Annotated in this window: 25 protein-coding genes and 1 pseudogene; 18 read left to right on the forward strand and 8 right to left on the reverse strand. The window is 64.0% G+C overall.

Annotated features, from left to right (window positions below):
• The first annotated feature begins 30 nt into the window (after positions 1 to 30).
• The 6 genes and pseudogenes from lipA (at position 31) to GWC77_RS01165 (ending at position 7,621) form a co-directional block, all read left to right on the forward strand.
• Entirely contained in the window at positions 31 to 1,020 is a 990-nt protein-coding gene (lipA, locus tag GWC77_RS01140; protein WP_173255146.1) for a lipoyl synthase, read from the forward strand.
• A 75-nt stretch (positions 1,021 to 1,095) separates the two neighbouring features.
• A complete protein-coding gene (locus tag GWC77_RS01145) occupies positions 1,096 to 2,403 on the forward strand; it encodes a type II toxin-antitoxin system HipA family toxin (RefSeq protein ID WP_254366712.1) in 1,308 nt (435 codons plus the stop codon).
• A 52-nt stretch (positions 2,404 to 2,455) separates the two neighbouring features.
• Positions 2,456 to 2,680, forward strand: coding sequence for a helix-turn-helix domain-containing protein (locus GWC77_RS01150; protein ID WP_254366714.1), 225 nt, complete (start codon positions 2,456 to 2,458; stop codon positions 2,678 to 2,680).
• Between the two features lie 212 nt (positions 2,681 to 2,892).
• Positions 2,893 to 4,188 (forward strand): dicarboxylate/amino acid:cation symporter, encoded by a 1,296-nt coding sequence (locus tag GWC77_RS01155; protein ID WP_173255021.1) that lies wholly within the window; start codon positions 2,893 to 2,895, stop codon positions 4,186 to 4,188.
• Positions 4,189 to 4,259: 71 nt separating this feature from the next.
• Positions 4,260 to 6,164 (forward strand): annotated as a pseudogene (locus GWC77_RS01160) (ATP-binding protein); the annotation flags it as partial.
• 74 nt (positions 6,165 to 6,238) lie between these two features.
• Positions 6,239 to 7,621, forward strand: a complete 1,383-nt coding sequence (locus GWC77_RS01165) for a sigma-54 dependent transcriptional regulator (protein ID WP_173255148.1) — start codon at positions 6,239 to 6,241, stop codon at positions 7,619 to 7,621.
• A gap of 79 nt (positions 7,622 to 7,700) precedes the next feature.
• Here GWC77_RS01165 and GWC77_RS01170 read toward each other — a convergent pair whose 3' ends face one another.
• A complete protein-coding gene (locus tag GWC77_RS01170; protein ID WP_173255023.1) occupies positions 7,701 to 8,222 on the reverse strand; it encodes a TlpA disulfide reductase family protein in 522 nt (173 codons plus the stop codon).
• Between the two features lie 179 nt (positions 8,223 to 8,401).
• Between GWC77_RS01170 and GWC77_RS01175 the strand changes: the two genes are divergently transcribed.
• Entirely contained in the window at positions 8,402 to 8,944 is a 543-nt protein-coding gene (locus tag GWC77_RS01175) for a hypothetical protein (protein ID WP_173255024.1), read from the forward strand.
• A gap of 292 nt (positions 8,945 to 9,236) precedes the next feature.
• On the opposite strand, the gene GWC77_RS01180 is transcribed toward GWC77_RS01175, so the two are convergent.
• Positions 9,237 to 10,871, reverse strand: a complete 1,635-nt coding sequence (locus tag GWC77_RS01180; RefSeq protein WP_173255025.1) for a YifB family Mg chelatase-like AAA ATPase — start codon at positions 10,869 to 10,871, stop codon at positions 9,237 to 9,239.
• Between the two features lie 113 nt (positions 10,872 to 10,984).
• A complete protein-coding gene (locus tag GWC77_RS01185; protein WP_173255026.1) occupies positions 10,985 to 11,239 on the reverse strand; it encodes an accessory factor UbiK family protein in 255 nt (84 codons plus the stop codon).
• Between the two features lie 393 nt (positions 11,240 to 11,632).
• On the opposite strand from GWC77_RS01185, the gene GWC77_RS01190 reads away from it, so the two are divergent.
• From GWC77_RS01190 to ptsP, 7 genes are all read left to right on the forward strand, one after another.
• Positions 11,633 to 11,971: a P-II family nitrogen regulator gene (locus tag GWC77_RS01190; RefSeq protein WP_020566534.1), complete on the forward strand. Its 339-nt coding sequence runs from the start codon at positions 11,633 to 11,635 to the stop codon at positions 11,969 to 11,971.
• A 33-nt stretch (positions 11,972 to 12,004) separates the two neighbouring features.
• The gene (locus GWC77_RS01195; protein WP_173255027.1) at positions 12,005 to 13,471 is read left to right on the forward strand and encodes an ammonium transporter; all 1,467 of its coding nucleotides are present in this window, start codon (positions 12,005 to 12,007) and stop codon (positions 13,469 to 13,471) included.
• Positions 13,472 to 13,689: 218 nt separating this feature from the next.
• A complete protein-coding gene (gene gshA / locus GWC77_RS01200) occupies positions 13,690 to 14,979 on the forward strand; it encodes a glutamate--cysteine ligase (RefSeq protein WP_173255028.1) in 1,290 nt (429 codons plus the stop codon).
• A gap of 86 nt (positions 14,980 to 15,065) precedes the next feature.
• Positions 15,066 to 16,025, forward strand: coding sequence for a glutathione synthase (gshB, locus tag GWC77_RS01205; protein WP_173255029.1), 960 nt, complete (start codon positions 15,066 to 15,068; stop codon positions 16,023 to 16,025).
• Positions 16,026 to 16,153: 128 nt separating this feature from the next.
• Entirely contained in the window at positions 16,154 to 16,675 is a 522-nt protein-coding gene (locus GWC77_RS01210) for a PTS sugar transporter subunit IIA (protein WP_173255030.1), read from the forward strand.
• A gap of 61 nt (positions 16,676 to 16,736) precedes the next feature.
• Positions 16,737 to 17,006 (forward strand): HPr family phosphocarrier protein, encoded by a 270-nt coding sequence (locus tag GWC77_RS01215; RefSeq protein ID WP_173255031.1) that lies wholly within the window; start codon positions 16,737 to 16,739, stop codon positions 17,004 to 17,006.
• A 291-nt stretch (positions 17,007 to 17,297) separates the two neighbouring features.
• Positions 17,298 to 19,052: a phosphoenolpyruvate--protein phosphotransferase gene (gene ptsP / locus GWC77_RS01220; RefSeq protein ID WP_173255032.1), complete on the forward strand. Its 1,755-nt coding sequence runs from the start codon at positions 17,298 to 17,300 to the stop codon at positions 19,050 to 19,052.
• A gap of 40 nt (positions 19,053 to 19,092) precedes the next feature.
• On the opposite strand, the gene GWC77_RS01225 is transcribed toward ptsP, so the two are convergent.
• The 3 genes from GWC77_RS01225 to gpmA form a co-directional block, all read right to left on the reverse strand.
• Positions 19,093 to 19,887 carry a HesA/MoeB/ThiF family protein gene (locus GWC77_RS01225; protein WP_173255033.1) on the reverse strand — a complete coding sequence of 265 codons (795 nt, stop codon included), beginning with the start codon at positions 19,885 to 19,887 and terminating at the stop codon, positions 19,093 to 19,095.
• 20 nt (positions 19,888 to 19,907) lie between these two features.
• Complete coding sequence (locus tag GWC77_RS01230) at positions 19,908 to 21,446, reverse strand: S41 family peptidase (RefSeq protein ID WP_173255034.1); 1,539 nt, start codon at positions 21,444 to 21,446, stop codon at positions 19,908 to 19,910.
• Between the two features lie 187 nt (positions 21,447 to 21,633).
• Positions 21,634 to 22,380, reverse strand: a complete 747-nt coding sequence (gene gpmA, locus GWC77_RS01235; protein WP_173255035.1) for a 2,3-diphosphoglycerate-dependent phosphoglycerate mutase — start codon at positions 22,378 to 22,380, stop codon at positions 21,634 to 21,636.
• 141 nt (positions 22,381 to 22,521) lie between these two features.
• Between gpmA and GWC77_RS01240 the strand changes: the two genes are divergently transcribed.
• The 4 genes from GWC77_RS01240 to GWC77_RS01255 all read left to right on the forward strand — a co-directional run bounded on the left by GWC77_RS01240 (position 22,522) and on the right by GWC77_RS01255 (position 24,906).
• Positions 22,522 to 22,932 (forward strand): rhodanese-like domain-containing protein, encoded by a 411-nt coding sequence (locus GWC77_RS01240; RefSeq protein ID WP_173255036.1) that lies wholly within the window; start codon positions 22,522 to 22,524, stop codon positions 22,930 to 22,932.
• A gap of 13 nt (positions 22,933 to 22,945) precedes the next feature.
• On the forward strand, positions 22,946 to 23,206 hold the full coding sequence (gene grxC / locus GWC77_RS01245; protein WP_173255037.1) for a glutaredoxin 3: 261 nt from the start codon (positions 22,946 to 22,948) through the stop codon (positions 23,204 to 23,206).
• A 191-nt stretch (positions 23,207 to 23,397) separates the two neighbouring features.
• The gene (secB, locus tag GWC77_RS01250) at positions 23,398 to 23,865 is read left to right on the forward strand and encodes a protein-export chaperone SecB (RefSeq protein WP_173255038.1); all 468 of its coding nucleotides are present in this window, start codon (positions 23,398 to 23,400) and stop codon (positions 23,863 to 23,865) included.
• Between the two features lie 21 nt (positions 23,866 to 23,886).
• Positions 23,887 to 24,906, forward strand: a complete 1,020-nt coding sequence (locus GWC77_RS01255) for an NAD(P)H-dependent glycerol-3-phosphate dehydrogenase (protein ID WP_173255039.1) — start codon at positions 23,887 to 23,889, stop codon at positions 24,904 to 24,906.
• A gap of 15 nt (positions 24,907 to 24,921) precedes the next feature.
• Here GWC77_RS01255 and trmL read toward each other — a convergent pair whose 3' ends face one another.
• Entirely contained in the window at positions 24,922 to 25,392 is a 471-nt protein-coding gene (trmL, locus tag GWC77_RS01260; protein WP_173255040.1) for a tRNA (uridine(34)/cytosine(34)/5-carboxymethylaminomethyluridine(34)-2'-O)-methyltransferase TrmL, read from the reverse strand.
• A gap of 27 nt (positions 25,393 to 25,419) precedes the next feature.
• Positions 25,420 to 26,082, reverse strand: coding sequence for a ComF family protein (locus tag GWC77_RS01265; RefSeq protein WP_254366716.1), 663 nt, complete (start codon positions 26,080 to 26,082; stop codon positions 25,420 to 25,422).
• Between the last annotated feature and the right edge of the window lie 113 nt (positions 26,083 to 26,195).

A 26,195-nucleotide genomic window follows, 5' to 3' on the forward strand; every position in this document is an offset into this window, starting at 1 on the left:
GACCTTCATGCCCAACCGGGCGACGCCGCCATGACAGGCGCCGCCGACGTCCGCGAGCCCGCCACCGCCGCTTATGACGCGAGCGCGAAGCAAAAGGCCCAAGCCAAGACGGCACGGATTCCGATCAAGATCGTGCCGATCGAAAAGCTGAAGAAGCCGGAGTGGATACGCGTGAAGGCGGCGACGGGTAGCTCGCGCTTCAGCGAGATCAAGCAGATCCTGCGCGAGCACAACCTGCATACCGTCTGCGAGGAAGCGAGCTGCCCGAACATCGGGGAATGCTTCGGCAAGGGTACGGCCACGTTCATGATCATGGGCGACAAATGCACGCGGCGCTGCCCGTTTTGCGACGTGGGCCATGGCCGCCCGGACCCGCTCGATACCGAAGAGCCCCTCAATCTGGCGCGAACGATCGCGGCGCTCAAGCTCAAGTACGTGGTCATTACGAGCGTCGATCGCGACGATCTTCGGGACGGCGGCGCGGCGCACTTCGTCGAATGTATCCAGAAGGTTCGCGAACTGTCGCCGCAAACGCGCATCGAAATCCTCACGCCGGACTTTCGCGGCCGGCTCGACCGTGCGCTCTCGATTCTGACGAGCGCGCCGCCCGATGTCATGAATCACAATCTCGAAACCGTACCGCGGCTTTACAAGGAAGCGCGACCGGGCTCCGACTACGCGCATTCGTTGAAGCTGCTGAAGGACTTCAAGGCGCTGCATCCGGAAGTCGCGACCAAATCCGGCCTGATGGTCGGGCTCGGCGAGACGGAGGAAGAGATCCTTCAGGTCATGCGCGACCTCCGTGCGCACGATGTCGACATGCTGACGATCGGCCAGTATCTGCAGCCGTCGGAGCATCACCTGCCGGTGCGCGCGTACGTTCACCCGGACGTTTTCAAGATGTACGAGGCCGAGGCTTACACGATGGGCTTCACGCATGCCGCGGTCGGCGCGATGGTGCGCTCGAGCTACCACGCTGATCTTCAGGCGCACGGCGCCGGTGTCGTGGCGGAAATATAAAGTGCTTCGTTTAAGGAGCATATGAGCGATTCTAGCTGCATTGTGCTACATTTATGAGGCATACGGAGTTGCCTCATGGATTGCACCCTCCAGATATTCCTGGATGATCGCTGGGTCGTTTGCGCGGAAATCGGATTCCAAGCCGGTATTTGCCGTTGGAATTATCCGGTCATGTATGCCGTCGAGCATCCGGATACGCCGCTCTCGCTGGCCGAGCCCGTGGATATGGATATCCGGGGGGATCGCGCTCTGCCGGCCTTCCTCTACGATCTTGTCCCGCAGGGGGGGGGGCGCCGCTTCCTGTTGGGCGAATTGAAACTGCCCGACGGTTCCGATGCGGATTTTCCGCTGATTTGCGCGGGCGCCTTCAACCCAGTGGGCCGGATTCGCGTCGCCGAAGCAGTCGACTACTTCGAGGCGCACGTGGCGCGGCATCCCGCCGCGCGTGGCCTGCCTGGGCTTACTATCGACGACGTCGTGGTGCGCAGCGACGACTTCAAGGAAAGGATGTTCCTGCTTGGAATGCTCGGCACCGGGACCACCGGTGTCCAGGGCGCGGCGCCGAAATACCTGTTTACCCGGGATCGAGCGGGCTTGCTGCACGGCGATGCAGTTCTCCCCGATGCCGAGGCCACCGAGCATTTCATCGTCAAACTGCCGCGGGGCAACAGCCCAGCCGATGAAAAGGTCTTGCGCAACGAGGCGGCCTACATGCGAGTGGCGGCAGCGGTCGGCATCCGCACGCACGCGCGATTGCCGGCCCTTCATGGCGACGTGCTGTTGATCCCACGCTTCGACCGCATTGCGCACGACGGGAAAGTCGTTCGACTCCATCAGGAAAGCGTGGCATCCATCTTGGGACTGGCCGGCTTCGACCTACGTCCGAGCCTATTCGACGTCGTAGCCGGAATCCGCAAGGTCGTGACCGATCCGGCGAAGGAAACGCTCGAATTCATCAAGCGCGACGTGCTCAATCTGGCGATGCGCAATACCGACAATCACGCGCGCAATACGGCCGTGCAGGTGCTCGATGGTGAAATCCGGCTCACTCCGCTTTTCGATTTCGCGCCGATGTATCTCGATCCACAAGTGGTCCCGCGGACGTTGAGATGGTATCGACCGGATACGCGGGTCGAACTCACGGAGTGGGCCGATGTGCTCGCCGCACTGCCGGTTACCGATGGCGAGCGCCGCACGCTTGCCGATGCGCTGGTCCGGTTTGCCGCGCAAACCGAGCGCTTGCCCGACATCATGGAGGCACAGGGCGTCGATCACGACATCATCGAATTCCTGATGACGTCCATCGATACCCAGGTCCGACAACTGAAAGCCCTTCAATCGCCAGAGGCCCATCATGCGGCGCCGGACCCGACTGACTCCTGACGATCAGAACGCGCTGCGCCGTGCCTTCTATGAAAGGATCGGCCGGGGCGACATGACGCTTCCCGAGGCCATGAAAGCAATGCGCGAGATGACGGGCCTGACGCAGGCGGAATTTGCCGCACACCGCGGCGTGAGCCGCAGGGTGATCCAGGACATCGAGCGCGGGACCGGGAATCCGACCGTCGAATCGCTCAATAGCATCGCGAAGCTCTTCGGCCTGCGCGTCGGGCTCGTCCCCATTAGAAAGAAAGAACTGGGCGAGCCGACCTCCGGTTGAATTTTTCGGCATTGAGGGACGGACGGAGCCGTCCAGCTATCCAGACGGCCTCCTTCCGTGATTCCGGAACTCCGGAATCGAAGGAAGCGCGTCCGGAAAATTCTCTATATAAATCAGATATTTAGATAGAGGTTAGCGTTGGCATTGACCTTGCAGATAGATGGCCCGCGGCCCCTGGGCCCTACCCATTAATTCAAGCAAGGAGACAGCCGATGCCCCCGCTCAAGAAACCCTTCTATCGAATCCTATATGTCCAGGTGATCGCTGCGATCGTCGCGGGCATCGTGCTCGGTCATTTCGCGAGCAAGCTCGCGATCGACATGAAGCCGCTCGGCGACGCATTCATCAGCCTCGTGAAGATGGTGATCGGGCCGATCATCTTTTGTACGGTCGTGACCGGCATCGCGGGCATGGAGGACATGAAGAAGGTCGGCCGCGTCGGCGGCAAGGCGCTCCTGTACTTCGAAGTCGTTTCGACGTTCGCGCTCGTACTGGGCCTGATCGCCACTCATGTGCTCAAGCCCGGCGCCGGCTTCAATGTGGATATCGCAACGCTCGACGGCAAGGCCGTCGCCACGTACGCCGAGAAGGCGGCGCATGGCGACAGCGCCGTCGACTTCTTCCTGCACATCATTCCGAAGACGTTCACCGACGCATTCGCGCACGGTGACATCCTGCAGATCCTGCTGATCGCGCTGCTCTTCGGCACGGTGCTCGCCACGATCGGCGAGCGCGGCAAGCCCGTCACGAACTTCATCGAAAGCTTGTCGCACGTCCTGTTCGGCATCGTGCGCATCGTGACCAAGCTCGCGCCGATCGGCGCCTTCGGCGCCATGGCCTTCACCATCGGCAAGTACGGCCTCGGTTCGTTGCTGCCGCTCATGAAGCTGATCGGCACGTTCTATCTGACGGCTATCGTATTCGTGCTCGTCGTGCTCGGGACGATCGCTCGCCTCGTGGGCTTCAACATCATCCGGTTCATCGCCTACATCAAGGAAGAAATGCTGATCGTGCTCGGCACGAGTTCGTCCGAAGCCGCGCTGCCGCAGCTGATGGAAAAGCTCGAAAAGCTCGGTTGCTCGCGCTCGGTCGTTGGACTTGTCGTGCCCACGGGCTATTCGTTCAACCTCGATGGAACGAACATCTATATGACGATGGCCGTGCTCTTCATCGCACAAGCCACGAACACGGACCTCACGCTGGCTCAGCAGCTCACCCTGATCGCGGTTGCCATGCTGACCTCGAAGGGGGCCAGCGGCGTCACGGGCGCCGGCTTCATTACGCTCGCCGCAACGCTTGCCGTCGTGCCCACGATCCCTGTCGCGGGCATGGTCCTGATTCTCGGTATCGATCGCTTCATGAGCGAATGCCGCGCGCTGACGAACATCGTCGGCAACGGCGTAGCCACGGTCGTCGTATCGGCATGGGAAAAGGAGCTCGACCGCGCGAAGCTCAAGCGCGCCCTGAGCGGCGGCGACGTCGAAGTAGGCGAGGCGGTCAAAGCTTGAACCTCGATGCGCCGGCGCTCCGGCCGGCGCCGGCGGATTTCGCGCGCTGTGCCACAATGGCCCTTTATCCTCGCCCGGAATCCGCTGCTGTGAAACGTCGTGCTGTCGTCGTTTTCGCGCTCGCCGCCGTGCTCATCGCGGCATGCGTCGTTACGTGGCGCATCACCTGGCTGCGCGGTGTCGACGACATCCAGCAACAAGCCGCCGTGCGAGCCGACCGCACGGCGAATGCATTGAGCAGCACGCTCGATCGCTACGAATCGCTTTCCTACCTCCTCGCGAGTCACCCGCTCGTCCAAGAAGCACTGGAACACCCGACGGCTGACGCCATCGCGCGTGCCAACCACTATCTCGAAGATGCCAACCGGCATGCGCATGCGACGGTGACTTACATCGTGCGGGCCGACGGGCTCTGTCTCGCGGCCAGCAACTGGAATCTCGCGGATACGTTCGCCGGCTCCAACTACCTGTTCAGGCCGTATTTCATCGATGCCATGAAGGGCCAGGTGGGCCGCTTCTTCGGTATCGGCACCGTCTCGCACGAGCCCGGTTATTTCATCTCCCAGCCGGTCTATCGCGACGGCCGCATCATCGGCGCCGCCGTCGTCAAGCTCAACCTCGAATGGTTTCCCGGCTCGGATGCGGGTGAGCCGTTGCTCGTTGCCGACAATCATGGCGTTATCTTCTTGTCCTCCGTGCCGGCCTGGAAGTACCGCGCCGTGGCGCCGCTGCCCGCGTCGGTCACCGCGGCGATCGAGCGCACACGCCAATATGCCCAACAGACGATCGCCGAGCTGCCGATGGCCACGGTTCGTACGATCGATGCCAATGCGCAGATCGTGCGCGTCGGCGACGCGCGCTTCGGCCCGCACTTTCTTGCGACCCGGCGGTGGCTTGGCTCGCCGGCGTGGCAACTGATTACACTTTCTTCGATCGACCCGGTGCGAGCCGATGCGCGCAACGCAACGGCAGCGGTTGGCTTCGGCTTCGCGTCGATCTGTTTGCTCGCGTTTTACTGGCGAACGCGACGCGCCCGGCTCGCCGAAATGATCCGAGGCCGTGCGATGCTGCAAGCCGCCTATGCGGAACTGAACGAGCGCGTAGCCGAGCGCACTGCAGATCTTTCCGCGGCCAACGCGCGATTGCAGACGGAGGTCGGCGAGCGGACCCGCGCGGAGCGCGAGCTGCGCGCGGCCCACGACGAGCTCGTCCAGACGAGCAAGCTGGCGGCCCTGGGCCAGATGGCAGCGGGCATCACCCACGAGCTCAACCAGCCGTTGGCGGCGCTGCGAGCCTTTTCCGACAACACGCGCGTGCTGCTCGAGCGCGGCGAGCAGAGTGCCGCGCGCGAAAATCTCGAAGCGATCGCAGCGCTGACCGAGCGCATGGGCAAGATCACGAACCAGCTCAAGCTCTTCGTCGGCAGGGCACAACCGCGCACTGCGCGCGCGCCTGTCGTGCGTGCTGTTTGCAACTCGCTGAACGTGCTGCAAAAGCGGTTGCAGGGTGTCGAACTCGATGTCACGCTCCACGATTCCGAGACGATGCCCGGCGGGTGCAGCGAGCCGCTCGACCTCGCCGCGGAGCATCCTGAGCTCGTTGCCTACTGCGACGATCTGCGGTTGGAGCAGGCGCTGATCAATTTGATCGGAAATGCGCTCGATGCGGTCAGCGGTGTCGACGCGCCGCGCATCGGCATCGAGATCGGCGCGTCATTCGCGAGCCTTTCGCTGACGGTGCGCGACAATGGTCCGGGCATTCCCGCCGATGTGCTACCGAGACTGTTCGAACCGTTCTTCACAACGAAGGGCATGGGACAAGGGCTCGGTCTCGGCCTGGCAATCGCGTCCTCGATCGCCAGGGATTGCGGAGGAACGCTGAGCGCGCGCAATATGCCGGAAGGCGGAGCGGCCTTCGTCCTGATGTTGCGCCGCGCCCTTGCATCGAATGCGCAGAGCGACGCGTCGGCGCGCTGATCCACCGCTCCACTGAGCGTGCGGCGTTTTCTCCTTCGGTTTTTACGATATCCGGCATGACAGCGACACCAGCGATGAGCGACAGCCTTCAAGTGATCTTCATCGAAGACGACGAACTCGTGCGCCGGGCGAGCGTGCAGAGCTTGCAGCTTGCCGGCTTCGATGTCATGGGATACCCCTCCGTCGAAGCGGCTCAGGAGGCTCTCGCCCGGGCTCAGGCAGCGGGCGCTGGCCCAGGGGTCATCGTGAGTGACATCCGGCTACCCGGCGCGAGTGGGCTGCAACTGCTCGAACGCTGCCGTGAGCACGTGCCGGACGTGCCCGTTATTCTCGTCACGGGTCACGGCGACATCTCGATGGCTGTGCAAGCGATGCGCGACGGTGCCTATGACTTCGTCGAAAAGCCGTTCGCTTCCGAGCGCCTCATCGAAACGGTGCGCCGCGCTTTGGAGCGACGGCGTCTGATGCTCGAAAACGACGCACTGCGACGCGAACTCAGTCAGCGCGACGCGCTCGTGCCGCGCATCATCGGACGAAGTGCCGCGATCGAACAGGTGCGGCGCCTCATTGCAAAGGTTGCGCCAACGGATGCCGCGGTGCTCGTCAACGGCGACACAGGCGCCGGCAAGGAACTCATCGCGCGCTGCCTGCACGAGCTGTCGCCCCGCCGCGCCAAATCTTTCGTTGCGGTCAATTGCGGTGCGCTGCCGGAGCCGATGTTCGAATCGGAGATGTTCGGATACGAGCCGGGCGCCTTCACCGGTGCGGCAAAACGCCGCATCGGGAAGCTCGAGTACGCCTCGGGCGGCACGCTTTTTCTCGACGAAATCGAAAGCATGCCGCTCTCGCTGCAGGTCAAACTGCTGCGCGTGCTGCAAGAGGGCGTGCTCGAGCGGCTCGGCTCGAACCAGCCTATTCGCGTCGATTGCCGCATCGTGGCTGCGGCGAAGGGGGACATGGCCGAGCACGTCGCGGCCGGCACATTCCGGCGCGATCTGCTTTATCGGCTCAATGTCGTGACAATCACACTGCCGCCGCTGGGCGAGCGCCGCGAAGACATCCTGCCGCTTTTCGAGCATTTTCTGCTCGATGCGGCCGTCCGCTACCAGTGTGCGGCGCCCGTCCTCTCCGAGCGCCAGCGGTCGCGCCTGATCGAACGGGATTGGCCCGGCAATGTGCGGGAGTTGCGCAACGCCGCTGAGCGTTTCGTGCTCGGCATCGCTGACGGACAAGGCGCGTTCGATTCGAGCGAGGAGGGCGCTAACGTGCCCGCGGCTGCGCTCAAAGAGCGTGTCGAGCAATTCGAGCGCGCAGCGATTGCCGATGCGCTCGAAGCGGCGGGCGGCTCCGTGGCGGCCGCAGCCGATCGACTGCAGATCGGCAAGGCGACGCTTTACGAGAAGATCAAACGATACGGCCTCGCCGAACGCGGCGAGGCCGGAAAAGAAACGGGCTGAGCGAATGGTGCGTTCCCGTGGGGGGCGCGACCTTCGCTCGCCTACGGCGTTTGCGCAGCGGGGCGGTCGCGCTGCCCGGTCAAGCTCCCAGAGCGTTCTGCAGCAACTTGTCGAGCTCCGCGAATTGCGGCTCGCCCACGTAGCGCTTCAGAATCGTGCCGTTCTTGTCGACCACGAAAGTGGTGGGTGTCAGTTGGACGTTACCGAACTGCTTGGCCGCACTACCGTCATCCATCGCGACTTTGAACGGCAATTGGCGCGTTTGTGCGTAATTCGCGACGTACATCGGTGCATCGTAGTTCATCGCGACGGCGACGAACTCGAGCCCGCGGCCCTTGAAACGATTATAGGTCTCGACCATCTGAGGCATTTCCTTGACGCAGGTGGCGCAGCTCGTTGCCCAGAAATTGACGAGGTACACCTTGCCCTTGAGATCGGCCGTGGAGACCTTCTGCCCCGACAGCAGCGTAAACGTTGCGTCGGGCACGCGTTGCGAGGTGCCGAACGTCAAATAGCCGGCGACGGCAATGGCAGCCGCGGCGAGCGCCAGCACGACATAACGCAGTGGGCTGCGGCGGGCGGGAGCGGGGGTCTGGCTCATGGATGAAACCTCGAAAGCGCGAAGCGCGGTAACGGCGCCGCAATTTTAACGCCATTTGCCTGCGGGCGCGTGCCGCGCAGGGCACGCTGGCGGGTGCTCTGGACTTCTATCCATCGGCTTCTGGTAAATTGCTGCCACTTCAAGGAGTTCAAGGCGGATACCGCTTGTTTATGCTTCGAATGACCTCCCGTCCTGCCGCGCTGCTCTTCCTGCTTGCCGCCTTCGTCTTGGCCGCCTGCTCGCCGCCCTACGATTGGCGCACCGTCACCGACGACACGAACGGCTACGCAATCGATTTGCCGGCCAAACCGCTGATCGACGAAAGACCGATCGATATCGCGGGCACCGCCATGCGTATGCACGTCCGCGCCGCCCGTGCTCAGAACGCCATGTTCTCTGTCGGCACCGTTGCGATGCCAAGCGATGACCCGAAGCTGCAGCGCGCGGTGCTCGACTCGATGCGCGACGCGTTGGCCCGCAATGTCGGCGCAAAACCGGACGCGCACGCTATCGACGTCCCGCTGGCCGATGGCGGCCATGTTCCCGCACTCGAACTGGAAGTCAACGGCCCCGTGGGGGCGACGGGCAGGAGCAAGACCATCCACGCTTGGCTCGTAGCCCGCGGCACGCACGTCTATCAAGCTGCCGTGATTGCTGACGACGCGCCTCCGAAAGAGCAAACCGACCAGTTTTTTCAGTCGTTCAAGGTGTTCTCACGATGATCGATCTGGCCGAGAGCAGCGCTTCGCGCGGGTTTTGGGACTATTCCCTCCAGGTTGTGGATAACTTTGTTGAAAACCGGTGTAACAGGGGCGCAAACGCTTGCGCGGCTGACTTGTAGTCAACCTATTCGTCCACTGCGTCCGCACAAGATTCCATAAAAATCAATGACGTGAGCGAATTTTCTCGGGTGACGCCTTCAAAACAGCGATGATCAATCGCAAATCCAAATATGTGTATAAGTCAAGCACTGCCAAAACATGGAGGCATGAACGCCGGCACGCGCTGCAGCACTCATGACAGCGCCGCGAGGCGCCGATATTGGATCGCTTCGGCCACATGCGCGCTGTTGGGCATGGCGTCGCCCGCGAGATCGGCGATGGTTCGTGCGACCTTCAAGACCCGGTAGTAGGCCCGCGCCGACCAGCCGAAGCGTTCGCTCGCTTCTCTCAGCAGGAGCTCGCCACCGGCGTCCGGGCGGCACACATCGTCGACTTCGCGTCCTGCGAGTTCGCGGTTGGTCTTGCCCTGCCGCGCGCGCTGGCGATCCCGGGCCGCGACGACGCGCCGAGCGATCGCGGCGGTCGGCTCGCCCGAGGCTCCTGCTCGGGCCGACAGCTCGGCTGCGCTCAACGCGGGCAACTCGATCTGAATATCGATGCGATCGACGAGCGGCCCCGACAGCTTGCGCATATAGCGCGTGGCCGCATCGGGCGTGCACCGGCAGCGACCCGCCGGGTCGCCCCGCCACCCGCAGGGACAGGGATTCATGGCCGCGACGAGTTGGCAGGCCGCGGGGAAATCGGCTTGCTGAGCCGCGCGCGAGACAGTGATGCGGCCCGCCTCGAGCGGCTCGCGCAGCGTCTCGAGTACGTGGCGATCGAATTCGGGCAGTTCGTCGAGAAACAGCACCCCCAGATGGGCGAGTGTGATTTCCCCGGGTTGAGGCGGATTGCGCCCGCCGACCAGTGCGGCGGCGCTCGACGAATGGTGCGGCGCGCGAAATGGACGGCGGCGCCATTGCGAGGGGGAAAAACCGAGCATGCTCGCCGAGAGCAGCGCGGCCGATGCGAGGGCTTCCTCGTCGGACATGGGCGGCAGCAAGCCGGGCAGCCTGGCCGCGAGCATCGACTTGCCGGCCCCGGGCGGACCGACCATCAGCATGTGATGTCCTCCGGCGGCTGCGACCTCGAGCGCCCGGCGCGCACCGGGCTGCCCGATCACGTCGGCCATGTCGGGTACGGGCGGTGCATCGTGGGCCTCGAGCGAGCGCGCCTCGATAGGCCGCAACGTTCCGTCTTCGGCTCCAGCGAGATGCGCGCACAGCGAGGGCAGATCTGGCGCCCCGTACACATGCACTCCCGGCACGAGCGCCGCCTCGCGCGCGCTCGCGAGCGGCAGATAGAGTTCCGGCAGGCCAAGACCCAGGCCCGGACCCAGCTCGGCCGCGGCGGCATCTTGCACGCCACCGTCGATGACCGCCCGCTCGCTGCGCGTGTCCCTGCTCGAATGACTGGCGCCATCGTGCCGCTGACGCCGCGCCGTCCCGCAAGCCATCGCGAACGCACCGCGCATCGGTCGCAAAGCTCCCGTCAATGAAAGCTCGCCGGCAAACTCGCGCGGGCCGAGCGCCGCAGCGGGAATTTGTCCGCTCGCCGCCAGGATGCCGAGCGCGATCGGAAGATCGAAGCGCCCCGATTCTTTCGGAAGATCGGCCGGTGCGAGATTGACGGTAATCCGGCGGACCGGAAACTCGTAGCCGCAATTCTGCAGCGCAGCGCGCACGCGCTCGCGGCTTTCGCGCACTTCGAGATCGGGCAAACCGACGATGGAAAACGACGGCAAGCCATTGGCAAGATGCACTTCGACCGTCACTTCAGGCGCGCGGCCGGCAGCCGGCGCGCGCGAACGCACCACGGCAAGCGACATGGATTCTCCGGGGAATGAAGCAGGCGGCTCGTGCGCCGCCTGCGGATACGGCAAGGAGCGATACGCCGCGGCAGCGTGTTACGCGCGGGCCGGGCGAAAAGAGGGAGGGTGACTCAGGATTCCTGCGAGGCGGCGAGCTTTTGCTCGAGCTCTGCCACCCGCCGCTCGAGTTCCTCGAGGCGCGTGCGCGTGCGCAGCAATACCTGCGCTTGTGTATCGAACTCTTCCCGCGTGACGAGATCGAGCTTGGAGAAACCCTGAGAGAGCATGGCCTTCACGTTGCGCTCGACGTCTTTCGCCGGCGAGTGCTTGAGCAGGTCGCTCATGCGCGCCTGGAAGTCCTGAAAGATATCGTTCGGTTGCTTCATGATGGTTCCCCTCGGACGCACAAAAAAAGTGCAGCCCATTCGAAAAGTAACGTCTATAACGCACCGATGACCCGAAACGGTGCGCGCGATGCGCCGATTCAGACAGTCATGAGCGGCGATGGTGCGTCGCTCTTGCGTCGACCGTGCGAACACTCTAGCAACGATCGACGGCCCGCGCCAGCGCGGCCAGCCGACGCTGGCCGTTCGGCCTGCTTTCAGACGTTCTGTCCGCTTCTCGTCCCGGCCATTTGCGTAGGGAGGTTATGGCACATAAGTTGCTCTACTGGGACCCGCATCGGCCGGCGCCCCATTTCGCGGCGGCTGGGCCGATATGGCCGGCATGCCACGGCGGCCGCACGAAAACGGGTTCTCGCAACGAAAAAGAGGATTTTCATGAAGCTCATTACCGCAATCATCAAGCCGTTCAAGCTCGATGAGGCGCGCGAAGCGTTGTCGGCGATCGGCGTCTCGGGCATCACGGTCACCGAAGTGAAAGGGTTCGGGCGCCAGAAGGGCCATACCGAGCTCTATCGCGGCGCGGAATACGTCGTCGACTTTCTGCCGAAGGTGAAGATCGAGGCCGCCGTATCGGACGACATCGTCGACCAGGCCATCGAAGCCATCGAGCGTGCCGCGCGCACCGGCAAGATCGGCGACGGCAAGATCTTCGTGACGCCGATCGAGCAGGTCATCCGGATCCGTACCGGCGAAACGGGCGCCGACGCCCTGTAAGTCAAAAAGTTAGCGATAAGAGGAAACCGAAAGATGCGCAAATTTCTGATGTCCCTGGCGATGGCCGCCTCGCTGCTGGCGGGCGGTATCGGCGCCGCCCTTGCGGACGACGCGTCGGGCGCCGCCGCCGCTTCAGCACCCGCCGCTGCGGCGTCCGCGCCAGCTGCCGATGCGAGCGCCGCGGCTCCCGCGTCCGCAGCCCCGGCATCGGCTGCAGCCCCGGCCGCGGCCTCCGAGGCCGCACCGGCCGCGCCGACCGCGCCGTTCTCCGTCGACTCCTCGAAGATCAGTTCCGGCGATACGGCCTGGATGCTGACCTCGACGGCGCTCGTGCTGTTCATGACGATTCCGGGACTCGCGCTCTTTTACGGCGGCATGGTTCGCAAGAAGAACGTGCTCGCCACGGTCATGCAAAGCTTCGCGATCACGTGTCTCGTGACGGTGCTGTGGACGGTGATCGGCTACACGCTCGCCTTCACGCCGGGTAACGCGTTCATCGGCGGTCTGTCGCGCACGATGCTCGCTGGGATGGCGTTCATCAAGGGCGATAAGGCGACCACGTTGACCGTGAGCCATCTCGCGCCGACGATCCCCGAATCGGTCTATTTCGTCTACCAGATGACGTTCGCGATCATCACGCCGGCGCTCATCACCGGCGCATTCGCCGACCGCATGAAGTTCTCGGCGATGCTCGTGTTCATGGCGCTGTGGTCGCTGATCGTCTACTCCCCGATCGCCCATATGGTCTGGGAACCGTCGGGCTGGCTCTCCGCCGCGGGCATCCTCGATTTCGCGGGCGGCACGGTCGTGCACATCAACGCCGGTGTTGCCGGGCTCGTTTGCGCCATCGTGCTGGGCAAGCGCGTCGGCTACGGTCGTGAGGCGATGGCGCCGCACAACCTCGTACTCACGCTGATGGGCGCCGCCATGCTGTGGGTGGGCTGGTTCGGCTTCAACGCGGGTTCTGCCGTGGCGGCTGACGGCCGTGCCGGCTTCGCGATGCTGACGACGCAGATCGCCACTGCCTGCGCCGCGCTCGCGTGGATGTTCGTCGAATGGATCGCCAAGGGCAAGCCGTCGGCGCTCGGCATCGCATCGGGCGCCGTTGCTGGCCTCGTTGCGATCACGCCGGCATCCGGTTTCGTCGGCGTGGGCGGTGCGCTCGCGATCGGCATCGCGGCCGGTGTCGTCTGCTTCTGGTCGGCCACTTGGCTCAAGATGAAGCTCGGCTACGACGACTCGCTCGATTGCTTCGGCGTGCACGGCGTGGGCGGCATTCTCGGCGCGCTGCTGACCGGCGTCTTCGCGGTCAAGGACATCGGCGGCATGGACGGCAGCCTGATTCTGCAGGCGAAAGGCGTGCTCACGACGGTGGTCTATAGCGGTGTCGTCAGCTTCGTGCTGCTCAAGGTCATCGACATGGTCATCGGCCTGCGTGTTGCCGAGGAGGAAGAGCGCGAAGGTCTCGACGTCGTCCTGCACGGCGAGCACGTCGAATAAGGCGCCCGCCTTTCGAACGACCAAGCAACAGCGATTCAGCCCGCCTTTTCAGGCGGGCTTTTTTTCGTTTTTCGCGTGTAAGGAGAATGGAACGACCCTTTCGCCAATCAGGTCAATAGAAAATATGGTGGCCGGCAGGGCTTGCGGAGGGTAAAACTGCCCCCAAATCGGCAGGGCAATTGCTCTACAATCTTTTTTCCCCTGTCTGCGAGTGCTCCATGGTTCCGCATCTAGTTACGGCGTTAAACGGTCCGCTGCTCGATCTCGAGCGGAAGATCCTCGATGCCACGCCGGCGATCGAGCGCTGGTTCCGGCTCGAATGGCAGGAGCATACGCCGCCGTTCTATTGTTCGGTTGATCTGCGCAATGCGGGTTTCAAGCTCGCGCCCGTCGATACGAACCTCTTTCCGGGCGCATTCAACAATCTTCCGAACGAAGTGCTGCCGCTCGCCGTCCAGGCGGCAATGGCGGCCATCGAGAAGATCTGCCCCGATGCAAAGAACCTGCTCGTGATTCCCGAGCACGAGACCCGCAACGCGTTTTACCTCGAGAACGTGGCGCGCCTCGCGACGATCATGCGTCAAGCGGGCCTCAACGTACGCTTCGGCACGCTCGACGAAAACATCGCGGGCCCGGTGACGATTTCCCTCAAAGACGGCCAGAAAATCGTCCTCGAACCGCTCGAGCGCACGCCGCGCAGACTTGGTCTGAAGAATTTCGATCCCTGCTCGATCCTGCTCAACAACGATCTCTCGTCGGGATTGCCGCCGGTGCTCGAGAATCTGCACGAGCAGTACGTGCTGCCGCCACTGCACGCGGGCTGGGCCGTGCGCCGCAAGTCGACGCATTTTTCCTGCTATGACGACGTCGCCAAGAAGTTCGCCAAGCTCGTCGAGATCGACCCGTGGATGGTCAACCCCTATTTCGCGCATGTCGAAGACGTCGATTTCGAGGCACACACCGGCGAAGAAGCGCTGAGCGACGCGATCGACGCCGTCATCAAGAAGATCGCGCGCAAATATCGTGAGTACGGTATCGGCGAAAAGCCGTATGTCGTCATCAAGTCCGATGCGGGCACGGGCGGGCGCGGGGTGATGACCGTGCATGACGCATCCGAACTCGCCCACCTTTCGAAGGGCGAGCGCACGCGCATGGCCGCGACGAAAGGCGGTCTGCCCATGCACGATGTGATCGTGCAGGAAGGCGTGTATACGTTCGAGCGCATCGGCGAAGAAGTGGCCGAACCGGTCGTCTACATGATCGACCGGTACGTCGTCGGCGGTTTTTACCGCGTGCACGGCTCGCGCGAGCGCGATCAGAACCTCAACGCCCCCGGCATGCATTTCGTGCCGCTCGGCTTCGAGCACACGGCGCTGCCGGATGCGCACGCGAAGCCTGGCGCGGCACCGCCGAACCGCTTCTATATGTACGGCGTCGTGGCACGGCTCGGCCTGCTCGCCGCGTCCGTCGAACTCGAAAAGACCGATCCCGAGGCCATCCAGGTCTGAGCTGCGCGCGCCGTCGCGCGCATCGCCCAGGCCGCGAGCGGCCCCTCTGAACAAACGACAACCCCGCAAGGGGGCGCAGGAGCTTCATGGATATCCTCTTCATCGCCGATCCGCTCTCACGCTTCAAGATCTACAAGGACACGACCTACGCGATGATGGCCGAGGCCGCACGCCGCGGCCATGCGATCTTCGCGTGCGAGCCGAAGCACCTTGCGTGGACGGGGGGCAACGTCGAAGCGACGGTGCATCGCGTCACGATCGTCGGCGACACGGCCGATTTGCATCGTCACGTATGGCACGAGAACGGGCCCAACGAGCACCGCTCGATGACGTCGTTCGGCGCAGTGCTGATGCGCAAGGACCCGCCGTTCGATATGGAATATGTGACATCGACCTGGCTGCTCGAACTCGCGGAACGCGCCGGGGCGCACGTCTTCAACAAGCCGCAGACGATTCGCGATCACTCCGAGAAGCTTGCCATCGGCGAATTCCCGCAGTTCGTCGCGCCGTCCCTCGTGACGCGCGACGCAGCGCGGTTGCGCGCCTTTCATGCCGAGTACGGCGACGTCATCTTGAAGCCGCTCGACGGCATGGGCGGCATGGGCGTATTCCGCGTCAAGAGCGACGGCATGAATCTCGGCTCGATCATCGAAATGTTGAGCCACGACGGGGCGAGGTCGGTCATGGCTCAAAAGTTCATTCCCGAGATATCGGCCGGCGACAAGCGCATCCTGCTGATCGGCGGCCAAGTCGTGCCTTTTTCGCTGGCGCGAATACCGCAGGGCAACGAGGTGCGCGGCAACCTTGCGGCGGGCGGCGTCGGCGTGGCGCAGCCGTTATCGGCGCGAGATAGGGAAATAGCCGAAACGCTGGCGCCGGTGCTCGCTTCGCGCGGACTCCTGCTCGTCGGGCTCGACGTGATCGGGGACTGGCTCACCGAGGTCAACGTCACGAGCCCAACCTGCTTTCGCGAGATCATGGATCAGACCGGCTTCGATGTGGCCGGCATGTTCGTCGATGCGCTGGAGCGGGCCGCGGCGGCATGACGTTGCGTTTCGCGCGAAAATGGACTGCTACAATTGCTGTATTGCAAAACAAGCCTGGGCGCACCTGCGTTTCCGGGTAGGCCTGCACCGGTTGTGCGCAGGTCGTCGTTTTTCGTTGCAGGGCTGACATGGCAGGCATTTTGATCATCGCACATGCGCCGTTTGCCACGGCGCTAAGAGAGTGCATCGCGCATATTTATGGCGGGATTCCGGCGCGCATCGGTGTGATCGACGTTTCGCCGGATTGCGATCCGGTACAGGTGAGCGCGTTTGCGCAATCCGAAGTCGAGCGCCTGCGCGAGGACAACGGAGTGCTCGTGCTGACCGACATGTACGGCGCGACGCCCGCCAATATTGCCAGCAGGCTTGCGAGCCTCGCCGATGTGCGTGTGCTGGCCGGTGTCAATCTGCCGATGCTCGTGCGGGCTGTCTGTTACCGCACCACGCCGCTCGACACGCTTGCCGACAAAGCATTGACCGGTGCGGCGAAGGGGGTACATGCAATCGGAGCCCAGACGTCGCCGGGCGGGGCCTGCGCGCCGTCGCCCTGTCTGCCGACGACCGGTGCGCCGCTGAGTGCCGCCGAGCCGTTGCCAGCCGCGGCCATGCAAGCAGCGCCGCGCACCGGTACGCGCGGCAGCGGCGCCTGATGCGCTTTATTTCGATTTCACCGACTCTTGCCAACGCCTACTCGGCTGCAGGGAACCGTAGATGCTTCAAAACGAAACGACGATCGTCAACAAACTGGGGCTGCACGCACGTGCGTCGGCCAAACTGACTCAGCTCGCGGGCAACTTTCAGTCGGAAATCTGGATGAGCCGCAACGGACGGCGCATCAATGCAAAGAGCATCATGGGCGTGATGATGCTCGCGGCGGGTATCGGCAGCACGGTGACGATTGAAACGGAGGGGCCGGACGAAGCCGAGGCGATGCAGGCGCTATTGAGGCTGATCGCCGACAAGTTCGGTGAAGGCCAGTAACGCGGCGCCGGCGCGTTAGCGACAAGCCGCGGCAGCCCGCGGTTTTTTTTTTACGGCCACAGTTAGCGCTTCAGCGCTTACTGGGGCCCAATGCAGAGCAACGATGCTGTCTTCAGCGCTATCCTCAGGCGCGGGCGGAACTTCGCGCGTCGCCGAGCACGCGGAAAAGTCTGTACATGCTGCAGCGCAAGCAGTCAGGCACGACAATCGAATTTATAATTCCACGTTAGGGTTACACGCCCATAGCAGCGGTATGGCTCCCGCAGCATTACATAATTCGAGGAGGTGCGCGTGTCGTTCTCGCTGCATGGAATCCCAGTGTCACGCGGCATCGCGATCGGGCGCGCTTATCTCATTGCACCGGCGGCGCTCGACGTCGACCACTATCTAGTCGAGCCACCTCAGATCGAAGGCGAACTCGAGCGCTTCCGCGCGGCACTCAAGGCCGTGCAACGCGAGCTGGAGCGCTTGAGCGGCGATCTCGCTGCCGACGCCCCGAGCGAGGTCGGGGCCTTCATCAACGTCCATACGATGATCCTCAACGACGCGATGCTCGTTCAGGAGACGATGGACCTCGTCCGCACGCGCCGCTACAACGTCGAATGGGCGCTGACCGAGCAGCTCGAGCGCCTCGTGCGTCATTTCGACGATATCGAGGACGAGTATCTGCGCGAGCGCAAGGCGGACATTCAGCAGGTGGTCGAGCGAATCTTGAAGGCGCTCGCGGGCGCACCGTCGGCGGTGGCGCTCGTCGATGGCGCGAACGGGGACGCGACCGACGAGATGATCGTCGTTGCGCATGACATCTCGCCTGCCGACATGCTGCAGTTCAAGACGCAAACATTCCAAGGCTTCGTCACCGATCTCGGCGGGCGCACGTCGCACACCGCGATCGTCGCGCGCAGCCTCGGTATTCCGGCGGCCGTCGGCGTACAGCACGCGAGTGCGCTGATCCGGCAGGACGATCTGATCATCGTCGACGGCGACCATGGCATCGTCATCGTCGATCCCGCGCCGATCGTTCTCGAGGAGTATACCTACCGCCAGAGCGAAAAAGCGCTCGAGCAAAAGAAGCTTCAGCGCCTGAAGTTTTCGCCGACGCAGACGCTTTGCGGCACAAAGATTTCGCTGTGCGCGAACATCGAATTGCCCGAGGACGCGCGCACGGCCGTGGAGGCGGGCGCGGTCGGCATCGGTCTTTTCCGGACCGAGTTTCTCTTCATGAGCAAGGACCATCTGCCCGAGGAGGAGGAGCAGTTCGAGGCTTACCGCCGGGCGGTCGATCTCATGTGCGGCCTGCCGGTGACGATCCGTACGATCGATGTCGGCTCCGACAAGCCGCTCGAAACGTTTGGAGGAGGCGAGGGCCACGAGGCGGCGCCCAACCCAGCGCTCGGACTGCGGGCGATCCGCTGGAGCCTGTCCGAGCCGCAGATGTTTCTGACGCAGTTGCGCGCGATTCTGCGCGCCTCAGCGTTCGGGAAGGTCAAGATTCTCGTGCCGATGCTCGCCCACGCCCAGGAGATCGATCAGACGCTCGATCTCATACGCGAAGCGAAGCGGCAGCTCGACGATGCGGGCCTCGCATACGATCCGGGCGTGCAGGTCGGGGCGATGATCGAGATTCCGGCTGCCGCAATCGCCTTGCCGCTCTTCCTGAAGCGCGTCGACTTTCTTTCGATCGGCACGAACGACCTGATTCAATACACGCTCGCGATCGATCGGGCCGACAATGCCGTCGCGCATTTGTACGACCCGTTGCACCCGGCTGTGCTGCATCTGATCGCGTTCACGCTGCGCGAGGCGAAGCGCGCGGGTGTGCCGGTATCGGTGTGCGGCGAGATGGCGGGCGACCCGCAGCTGACACGGCTGTTGCTCGGCATGGGGTTGACCGAGTTTTCGATGCACCCGAGCCAGCTGCTCGTGGTCAAGCAGGAGATTTTGCGCGCCGATTTGCGGGCGCTCGAAAAACCGGTGGCGGAGGTACTGGCCGCTTTCGAGCCCGAGGAAGTGCAAGCAGCGCTCAAATGCGTCGCTCAGGTATGACGCCTGCAAAGGTCGTGGAACGCGCGCGAAGCCGTATCGGCTAGTCCGCGTGGCGAGTACCGTCGCCCGGCGCGCTCGACAGGCGCCCGCGGTCTTTGCACACGGGGCAATCGGGCTGCCGTGCGATGTTCATCGTCGTCCATTCCATGCGCAGCGAATCGAGCATCATGAGACGCCCAACGAGCGTTTCGCCGATACCCGCCACGACACGCAGCGCTTCCGCTGCCTGCATCGCACCGACAATGCCGACGGTGGGTGCGAACACCCCCATCGTTGCGCATGCAACTTCTTCGAACGGCTGGTCCTCGGGAAAGATGCAGGCGTAGCACGGGGAGTGTGCATCGCGAAAATCGAACGTGCTGATCTGGCCGTCGAAGCGCAACGCGGCGCCCGACACGAGCGGTATGCCGTGCTTGACGCAGGCGCGGTTGATCGCATGGCGCGTCGCGAAGTTGTCCGTGCAATCGAGCACCACGCTTGCGCCCGGCACGTGAGCGTCGAGCCAAGCGTCGTCGATACGCTCGTCCACCGCATTCACGATGACATCGGGGTTCAGCCGTGCGATTGCTTCGCGGCCCGACTCGACCTTTTTTCGGCCGACCGACGCGGTGACGTGCAGGATTTGCCGTTGCAGATTCGTCAGATCGACGGTATCGGCATCGACGAGCGTCAGCCTGCCGACGCCCGCTGCCGCGAGATAAATAGCGGCCGGCGAGCCGAGGCCGCCGGCGCCGACCACGATCGCGTGCGCATCGAGAAACCGCTGCTGCGCCTCGATACCCAGTTCGTCGACGAGGATATGCCGCGAGTATCGAAGCAGTTGATCGTCGTTCACGGCACGCGCAGCAACGGGGACTACTTGGCCGGAGCCGAGGCCGGTGCGGGCGCGCCGGGTTTGACCGCGACCGGTGCGGAGGCCGACGTGGGGACCTTGCGCTGAGCGAGGTTGCGCTCGGCGATCGACTTCGACTCCTGCACGGGCTTGCCCTGCAGCTTGTTCAGCGCCTGCTGCAGCATGAAATCGTCAGCCGAGCCGAACTCGACGGGCTTGCGCTCGCGATCCTTGGCGCGCTGCTCGGGCGTCTTCTTGTCGTTTTCCTGCTCGAGCTGCTGCAACTGTTGCAGCCGGTCGTTTTCGCGCTGCTCGTGTTCCTTCTTCTCGTTCGGATCCTGCGTATTGGCAAGGTGGTTCGTGTAGTCGACTTCGCGTGTGACGAAGGCGTCGTCAGGATCGCCGTCCGCATATTGATCGACCGGGATGTCTGGGCGAATGCCTTTGTTCTGGATCGAGCGGCCGCTCGGGGTGTAGTAGTACGCCGTCGTGAGACGCAGCGCGGTATCCGAGGTCAGCGGACGCACGGTCTGCACGGAGCCTTTGCCGAACGTCGTCTTGCCCACGATCATGGCGCGATGCGCATCTTGCAGCGCGCCGGCCACGATCTCCGACGCGGATGCCGAATAGGCGTTCGTCAACACGATCATCGGCACCGTCTTGAAGATGCCGGGCAGATTCCTGAGCGGATCGGAGTCGAACGACGGCAGCCGGTAGTTCGCGTAGGTATCGTGATAGACCTGCTTCGAATCGGCAATCTGTCCGTTCGTCGAAACGACGACCGAATCGGGCGGCATGAACGCCCCGGCCACGCCCACCGCGCTTTGCAGCAGGCCGCCGCCGTTATTGCGCAGATCGAGGATCAGGCCTTTCAGATTCGGCTGCTCGCGCGCGATGTCGCCGAGCTTGGTCGCGAGATCGGGCACCGTGCGTTCCTGGAAGCTCGTGATGCGCACGTAGGCATAGCCCGGGGCGACGACCTTCGCCTTCACGCTCTGTACGCGGATGATCGCGCGCGTGACGGTGACGGGGAAGGTGCGGTCCTCGCTCTTGCGAAACAGCGTCAGCGTGACCTTCGTGCCCGGTTCGCCGCGCATTTGCTTGACGGCCTGGTCGAGCGTCATGCCGCGCACGGGTTTGTCGTTGATGCGGGTGATCAGATCGCCGGGACGGATGCCGGCGCGAAACGCGGGCGTATCCTCGATCGGCGAGATCACCTTGATGAGCCCGTCTTCCTGCGAAATCTCGATACCGAGGCCGGCGAAGCGCCCCTTCGTCTGCTCCTGCAGTTCCTGGTAATCGGTCTTGTCGAGATACGAGGAGTGAGGATCGAGGCTCGAGACCATGCCCTTGATGGCTTCGGTCAGGAGTTTCTTGTCATCGACCGGCACGACATAGTCATGCTTGATCTGGCCGAACACTTCCGCGAAAAGGCGCAACTGCTCGAGCGGCAGCGGTGTAGAGGTGGCCTGCTGCGCCGCGGCAGAAAATTGCAGGGTTGCGAACACGCCGGCGGCGAGGCCCGCTGCGATCAGGCCGATATTCTTGAGTTTCGTGCGCATAGAGTCGGTTGCGTTCGGAAAACGGGTGTAAGCGCCGGTGGCGAAGGACGGTCAAGTATAACTGCTGGATCAGCCCGGTGCGGCGGTACTCATGTCTCGGTGTTCGACAGCCGGGGGCAACAAACGCTCCCGGCCCTGCCTGTGCCGTGCCGCGTTTACCGTGCCGCCCCCGGGTAATCGATGGTGCTCAGCCTGCCTTGCCTTGTTTGGCAACGGCGGCTTGCGCCTTGGCGATGGCGTCGGCGTCGCCGAGATAGTAATGGCGTATCGGCTTGAGGTCATCGTCGAGCTCGTACACGAGCGGCACCCCGTTCGGGATGTTCAGGCCGACGATGTCGGAGTCCGAAATACCGTCGAGATACTTGATGAGCGCGCGCAGCGAGTTGCCGTGCGCCGCGATCAGCACCCTTTTGCCCGCCTTGATGGCTGGGGCGATCGATTCGTTCCAGACCGGCAGCACGCGCGCGACGGTGTCTTTCAGGCACTCCGTGAGCGGCAGCGCTTCGCGCGGCACCTTGGCATAGCGCGGATCGTCGTACGAGGCGCGCGGGTCGGTCGGCTCGAGCGCGGGCGGCGGCGTGTCGTAGCTGCGACGCCAGATCAGCACCTGATCGTCTCCGTACTGAGCGGCCGTTTCCGCCTTGTTCAGGCCGGCCAGCGCGCCGTAGTGACGCTCGTTCAGGCGCCACGAGTGGACGACGGGCAGGTACATGAGATCCATCTGATCCTGCACGTGCCAGAGCGTACGGATCGCACGCTTGAGCACCGAGGTGTAGGCGATGTCGAACCGGTAGCCGGCTTCCCGGAGCAGCCGGCCCGCCTCGTTGGCTTCGCGAATGCCTTGTTCGGTCAGGTCGACGTCGACCCAGCCGGTGAATCGGTTTTCCTTGTTCCACGTCGATTCGCCGTGGCGGATGAGGACGAGCTTGTGCATGAGCGTAAGAGGTCGGTAGTGAGGAAGCGCCCGATGCGAGGCCGGTGCACCGTCCGAGGAGCACCCGCCATCGCGTCAAGCGGATATTTTATAATGGTCGGATTGCCCGTTTCCTTTTCTTCCCTTTTTGGCGGATATTTCGTGACGTTTCTAACCGATTACACGAACCTCGTGCTCATCGCGGCGCTTGTCGTCTCGGGCGGCCTGCTGCTTTGGCCGGCGCTTTCGGGTCGTGGCCGCGGCGGCTTGTCCGCGGCCGAGGCGACGCAGCTGATCAATCGGCGCAACGCCGTGATCGTCGATCTGCGTCCAGCCGCCGACTACGCGGGCGGCCATCTGCCGTCCGCCCGCCATCTCGAGTTCGCGGACCTTCAAGCAAAAATTGGCCAGATCGCCAAGAATAAGGGCAATCCGGTGTTGCTCGTCTGCCAGAACGGTTTGCAGTCGAACAAGGCCTTGCGCGTCGTGCGCGAGGCCGGCTACGCCGAAGTCCATGTGTTGCAAGGCGGTTTGAACGCCTGGCAGCAGGCCGGCATGCCGGTCGTCAAGTAAAGGAGTGGCAAGCGTGAATTCGGTCGTGATGTACAGCACCCAGGTCTGTCCCTATTGCCAGATGGCCGAGCGGCTCTTGAAATCGCGCGGCGTCGAGCACATCGAAAAAATCCTCGTCGACCGCGATCCCGCGCGCCGTGAGGAGATGATGGAGCGCACGGGACGGCGCACGGTACCGCAGGTGTTCATCGGCGATAAGCATATCGGCGGTTACGACGATCTTGCCGCGCTCGATCGCGCGGGCGGCCTCGTGCCGCTGCTCGAACCCGCGTGAACGCCGCCACCGCGTGACGGGCGCCAGCCGCTCACCGCGCCACGGGCGCGCTGAGCGGTCGCCGTGCGCGCTCGCGCGCATACTCAAGGGTGTGCCTCGGGCTTGTGCTCGACGTCGCGCTCAGCGCCTCATACATTCCCTGCTTGGCCGGCGCGCTGCCGGCCAAGATGAATTCATCCATCGGAGCCACCATGTCGGACCAGAACAACCAGCCGTTCTTCAACATCCAGCGCGTCTATCTCAAGGATCTGTCGCTCGAGCAGCCGAATTCGCCGGCCATTTTCCTCGAGCAGGACATGCCGTCGGTGGAGGTCGAGGTCGATGTGAAGGCCGACCGTCTTGCCGAGAGCATCTTCGAGGTCGCGGTGACGGGCACGGTCACGGCGAAAGTGGCCGAGAAGGTCGCTTTCCTGATCGAAGCCAAGCAGGCCGGCATCTTCGACATCCGCAACATTCCGGCCGATCAGGTCGATCCGCTCGTCGGCATTGCGTGCCCGACGATCATCTTCCCGTATCTGCGCTCCAATATCGCCGATGCGATCACGCGTGCGGGATTTCCCCCGATCCACCTCGCCGAGATCAACTTCCAGGCGCTCTACGAGCAGCGTCTCGCGCAGATGGGTGCGCAAAACGAAGCATCGAACGGCGCCACGCACTGAGCGGCGAGGGCAGTGCCCGCCATGAAAGTCGCCGTTCTCGGCGCGGGCGCATGGGGTACGGCGCTCGCCGCGCATCTGGCCGCACGCCACGATACCCTCTTATGGGCGCGCGAGCCCGCGCTCGTGGCCGAGCTCGCCGCGCGCCGCGAAAATGCGCACTATCTGCAAGGCGTAGCCTTGCCGACTCAGCTGCGCTACGAAGCCGGGCTCGCAACGGCGCTCGAGCATTGCGGCGCGGAGGATGCGCTGTGCGTCATCGCCACGCCGGTGGCTGGGCTGCGCGCGCTTAGCCGAGCATTGCGCGAGCTTGGCCGCGTTCCCGCGCACTTCGTCTGGGTCTGCAAAGGGTTCGAAGCCGATACGCAGATGCTGCCGCATCAAGTTGTCGCCTCCGAACTCCCAGGTCACGTCAGCCATGGCGTGCTCTCGGGGCCGAGCTTCGCGCGCGAAGTCGCGCTGGGATTGCCTGTTGCGTTGACCGTCGCCAGTACCAGTGCGGCTTGCCGCGATCTCACCGTGTCCGCGTTCCATCACGGCGCCATGCGCATCTATACGGGCGACGATTTGATCGGTGTGGAAGTCGGTGGCGCGGTGAAGAACGTGCTGGCGATCGCCACCGGCATCTCGGACGGTCTCGCGCTCGGCTTGAACGCGCGCGCCGCGCTCATCACGCGTGGGCTCGCCGAAATGTCGCGCCTCGGCGTCGCGCTGGGCGGCAGGCCGGATACGTTCACGGGGCTCACGGGGCTCGGCGATCTGATTCTCACCGCCACGGGCGATCTTTCACGCAATCGCACGGTCGGGTTGCAACTGGCGGGCGGCCGCTCGCTCGACGATATTCTCGGCGCACTCGGCCACGTGGCCGAAGGCGTTCGCTGCGCTCAGGCGGTCCTCGGCATCGCGCGCGAGAAAGGCGTCGATATGCCGATCACCGAAGCGGTCTGCAGCGTGCTGTTCGATGGCGTCGCGCCGCGTGCAGCCGTCAGCGCCCTGTTGCGCCGCGACGCCCGTGCGGAATCGCACCGGATCGATCGTGCGTAGCGCGGCGCTCGCGCGTCACTGACCTCCTTCGAAGCCAGCCTGGCGCCAGGCCTCGAATACCACGATCGCCACCGTATTCGAAAGATTGAGACTGCGGTTGTTCGGACGCATCGGAAGCCGGACGCGTCGTTCGGCGCCGAAACGATCGAGCAGGGCAGGCGCGAGGCCGCGCGTTTCGGCGCCGAATACGAACCAGTCGCCGGGATGAAAGCGGTGTCCATGAAACGGGGTGGCGCCGCGCGTCGTAAATGCGAACATTCGCTCGGGATCGGGCGAGGCGGTGGCGATGAAGCTCTCCCAGTCACGGTGAACCTGCATCCGTGCGTATTCGTGATAGTCGAGGCCGGCGCGGCGCAGCTTTGCATCGTCGAGCGGAAAACCCAACGGTTCGATCAAATGCAGCTGTGCGCCCGTGTTGGCGCACAGGCGGATGATATTGCCGGTGTTCGGCGGAATTTCGGGTTCGACGAGAACGACGTTGAACATGGTATCGGTTGGAGCGTTGGCTCGTAATCAGTCTTTCGCGGTGCGCAGGGCGACGAAATTCGTCACCTCGCGCGCGCCCGCGGTCTTCAGTGTGCGCGCCGCGGCTTCGAGCGTCGCGCCCGATGTCATCACGTCGTCGACGAGCGCGACGTGCATGCCGCGTACCTCGCGCATCGCGCGGAAGGCGGCGCCCACATTGCGTTTGCGCGCGTCGAGATCGAGCCGGGACTGCGCGGCCGTGTGGGTCGTGCGCCGCAGCAGCGCCGCATCGGCGGGCACGTTCAGCGCGCGTGCGAGCGGCTTGGCGATCTCCCAGGCCTGATTGAAACCGCGCTCGACGAGCCGCTCGTGCGCGAGCGGCACCGGCGCGACGAGGTCCGGCCACGCGTCGGGCGCCAGGCGATCGACGGCCAGTGCGGCGAGGCCCCGCGCGAATTCCTTCGCTACGAGAAGCCGTCCGCGAAACTTGAGGCCGAGCGCGAGGCGGTCCAGCGGCGGCCGGTAATCCGCGAGCGCGAGCGTTCTCTCGAAGGGCGGCCGGCGCGTCACGCATGGACTGCAGACGTAGCGGCTCGAGCCATGCGCGCGTGTGCCGCCCAGCGTGAGCGGCGTGGCGCACAGCAGGCACCGCAGGCGTGGTTCGTTCCAGTATTGCGCGTCGCATCCGCGACACATTGGCTGTTGCGACATATTGACGCATAACGCGCCGCACAACACGCACGATTGCGGGAGCGCGCAATGCGCGACACGCAGCGCGACGCGCGCCGCGAACGCAAGCGGCGCGCGCTCGCGGCTCGTGCGTG

It is taken from the genome of Paraburkholderia sp. NMBU_R16 (assembly GCF_013282575.1).
Classification (GTDB): domain Bacteria; phylum Pseudomonadota; class Gammaproteobacteria; order Burkholderiales; family Burkholderiaceae; genus Trinickia.

Excerpts from the sequence above, each read along its gene's own strand:
- trmL (WP_173255040.1), bottom strand. The coding sequence starts at position 25,392 with ATGTTCAACGTCGTTCTCGTCGAACCCGAAATTCCGCCGAACACCGGC.
- gshB (WP_173255029.1), top strand. The coding sequence starts at position 15,066 with ATGGATATCCTCTTCATCGCCGATCCGCTCTCACGCTTCAAGATCTAC.
- gshA (WP_173255028.1), top strand. The coding sequence starts at position 13,690 with ATGGTTCCGCATCTAGTTACGGCGTTAAACGGTCCGCTGCTCGATCTC.
- GWC77_RS01155 (WP_173255021.1), top strand. The coding sequence starts at position 2,893 with ATGCCCCCGCTCAAGAAACCCTTCTATCGAATCCTATATGTCCAGGTG.
- GWC77_RS01175 (WP_173255024.1), top strand. The coding sequence starts at position 8,402 with ATGACCTCCCGTCCTGCCGCGCTGCTCTTCCTGCTTGCCGCCTTCGTC.
- GWC77_RS01215 (WP_173255031.1), top strand. The coding sequence starts at position 16,737 with ATGCTTCAAAACGAAACGACGATCGTCAACAAACTGGGGCTGCACGCA.
- GWC77_RS01210 (WP_173255030.1), top strand. The coding sequence starts at position 16,154 with ATGGCAGGCATTTTGATCATCGCACATGCGCCGTTTGCCACGGCGCTA.
- GWC77_RS01185 (WP_173255026.1), bottom strand. The coding sequence starts at position 11,239 with ATGAAGCAACCGAACGATATCTTTCAGGACTTCCAGGCGCGCATGAGC.
- GWC77_RS01165 (WP_173255148.1), top strand. The coding sequence starts at position 6,239 with ATGAGCGACAGCCTTCAAGTGATCTTCATCGAAGACGACGAACTCGTG.
- lipA (WP_173255146.1), top strand. The coding sequence starts at position 31 with ATGACAGGCGCCGCCGACGTCCGCGAGCCCGCCACCGCCGCTTATGAC.
- GWC77_RS01170 (WP_173255023.1), bottom strand. The coding sequence starts at position 8,222 with ATGAGCCAGACCCCCGCTCCCGCCCGCCGCAGCCCACTGCGTTATGTC.
- GWC77_RS01230 (WP_173255034.1), bottom strand. The coding sequence starts at position 21,446 with ATGCGCACGAAACTCAAGAATATCGGCCTGATCGCAGCGGGCCTCGCC.
- GWC77_RS01255 (WP_173255039.1), top strand. The coding sequence starts at position 23,887 with ATGAAAGTCGCCGTTCTCGGCGCGGGCGCATGGGGTACGGCGCTCGCC.
- GWC77_RS01180 (WP_173255025.1), bottom strand. The coding sequence starts at position 10,871 with ATGTCGCTTGCCGTGGTGCGTTCGCGCGCGCCGGCTGCCGGCCGCGCG.
- gpmA (WP_173255035.1), bottom strand. The coding sequence starts at position 22,380 with ATGCACAAGCTCGTCCTCATCCGCCACGGCGAATCGACGTGGAACAAG.
- GWC77_RS01150 (WP_254366714.1), top strand. The coding sequence starts at position 2,456 with ATGACGCTTCCCGAGGCCATGAAAGCAATGCGCGAGATGACGGGCCTG.
- GWC77_RS01195 (WP_173255027.1), top strand. The coding sequence starts at position 12,005 with ATGCGCAAATTTCTGATGTCCCTGGCGATGGCCGCCTCGCTGCTGGCG.
- GWC77_RS01190 (WP_020566534.1), top strand. The coding sequence starts at position 11,633 with ATGAAGCTCATTACCGCAATCATCAAGCCGTTCAAGCTCGATGAGGCG.
- GWC77_RS01145 (WP_254366712.1), top strand. The coding sequence starts at position 1,096 with ATGGATTGCACCCTCCAGATATTCCTGGATGATCGCTGGGTCGTTTGC.
- secB (WP_173255038.1), top strand. The coding sequence starts at position 23,398 with ATGTCGGACCAGAACAACCAGCCGTTCTTCAACATCCAGCGCGTCTAT.
- GWC77_RS01265 (WP_254366716.1), bottom strand. The coding sequence starts at position 26,082 with ATGTCGCAACAGCCAATGTGTCGCGGATGCGACGCGCAATACTGGAAC.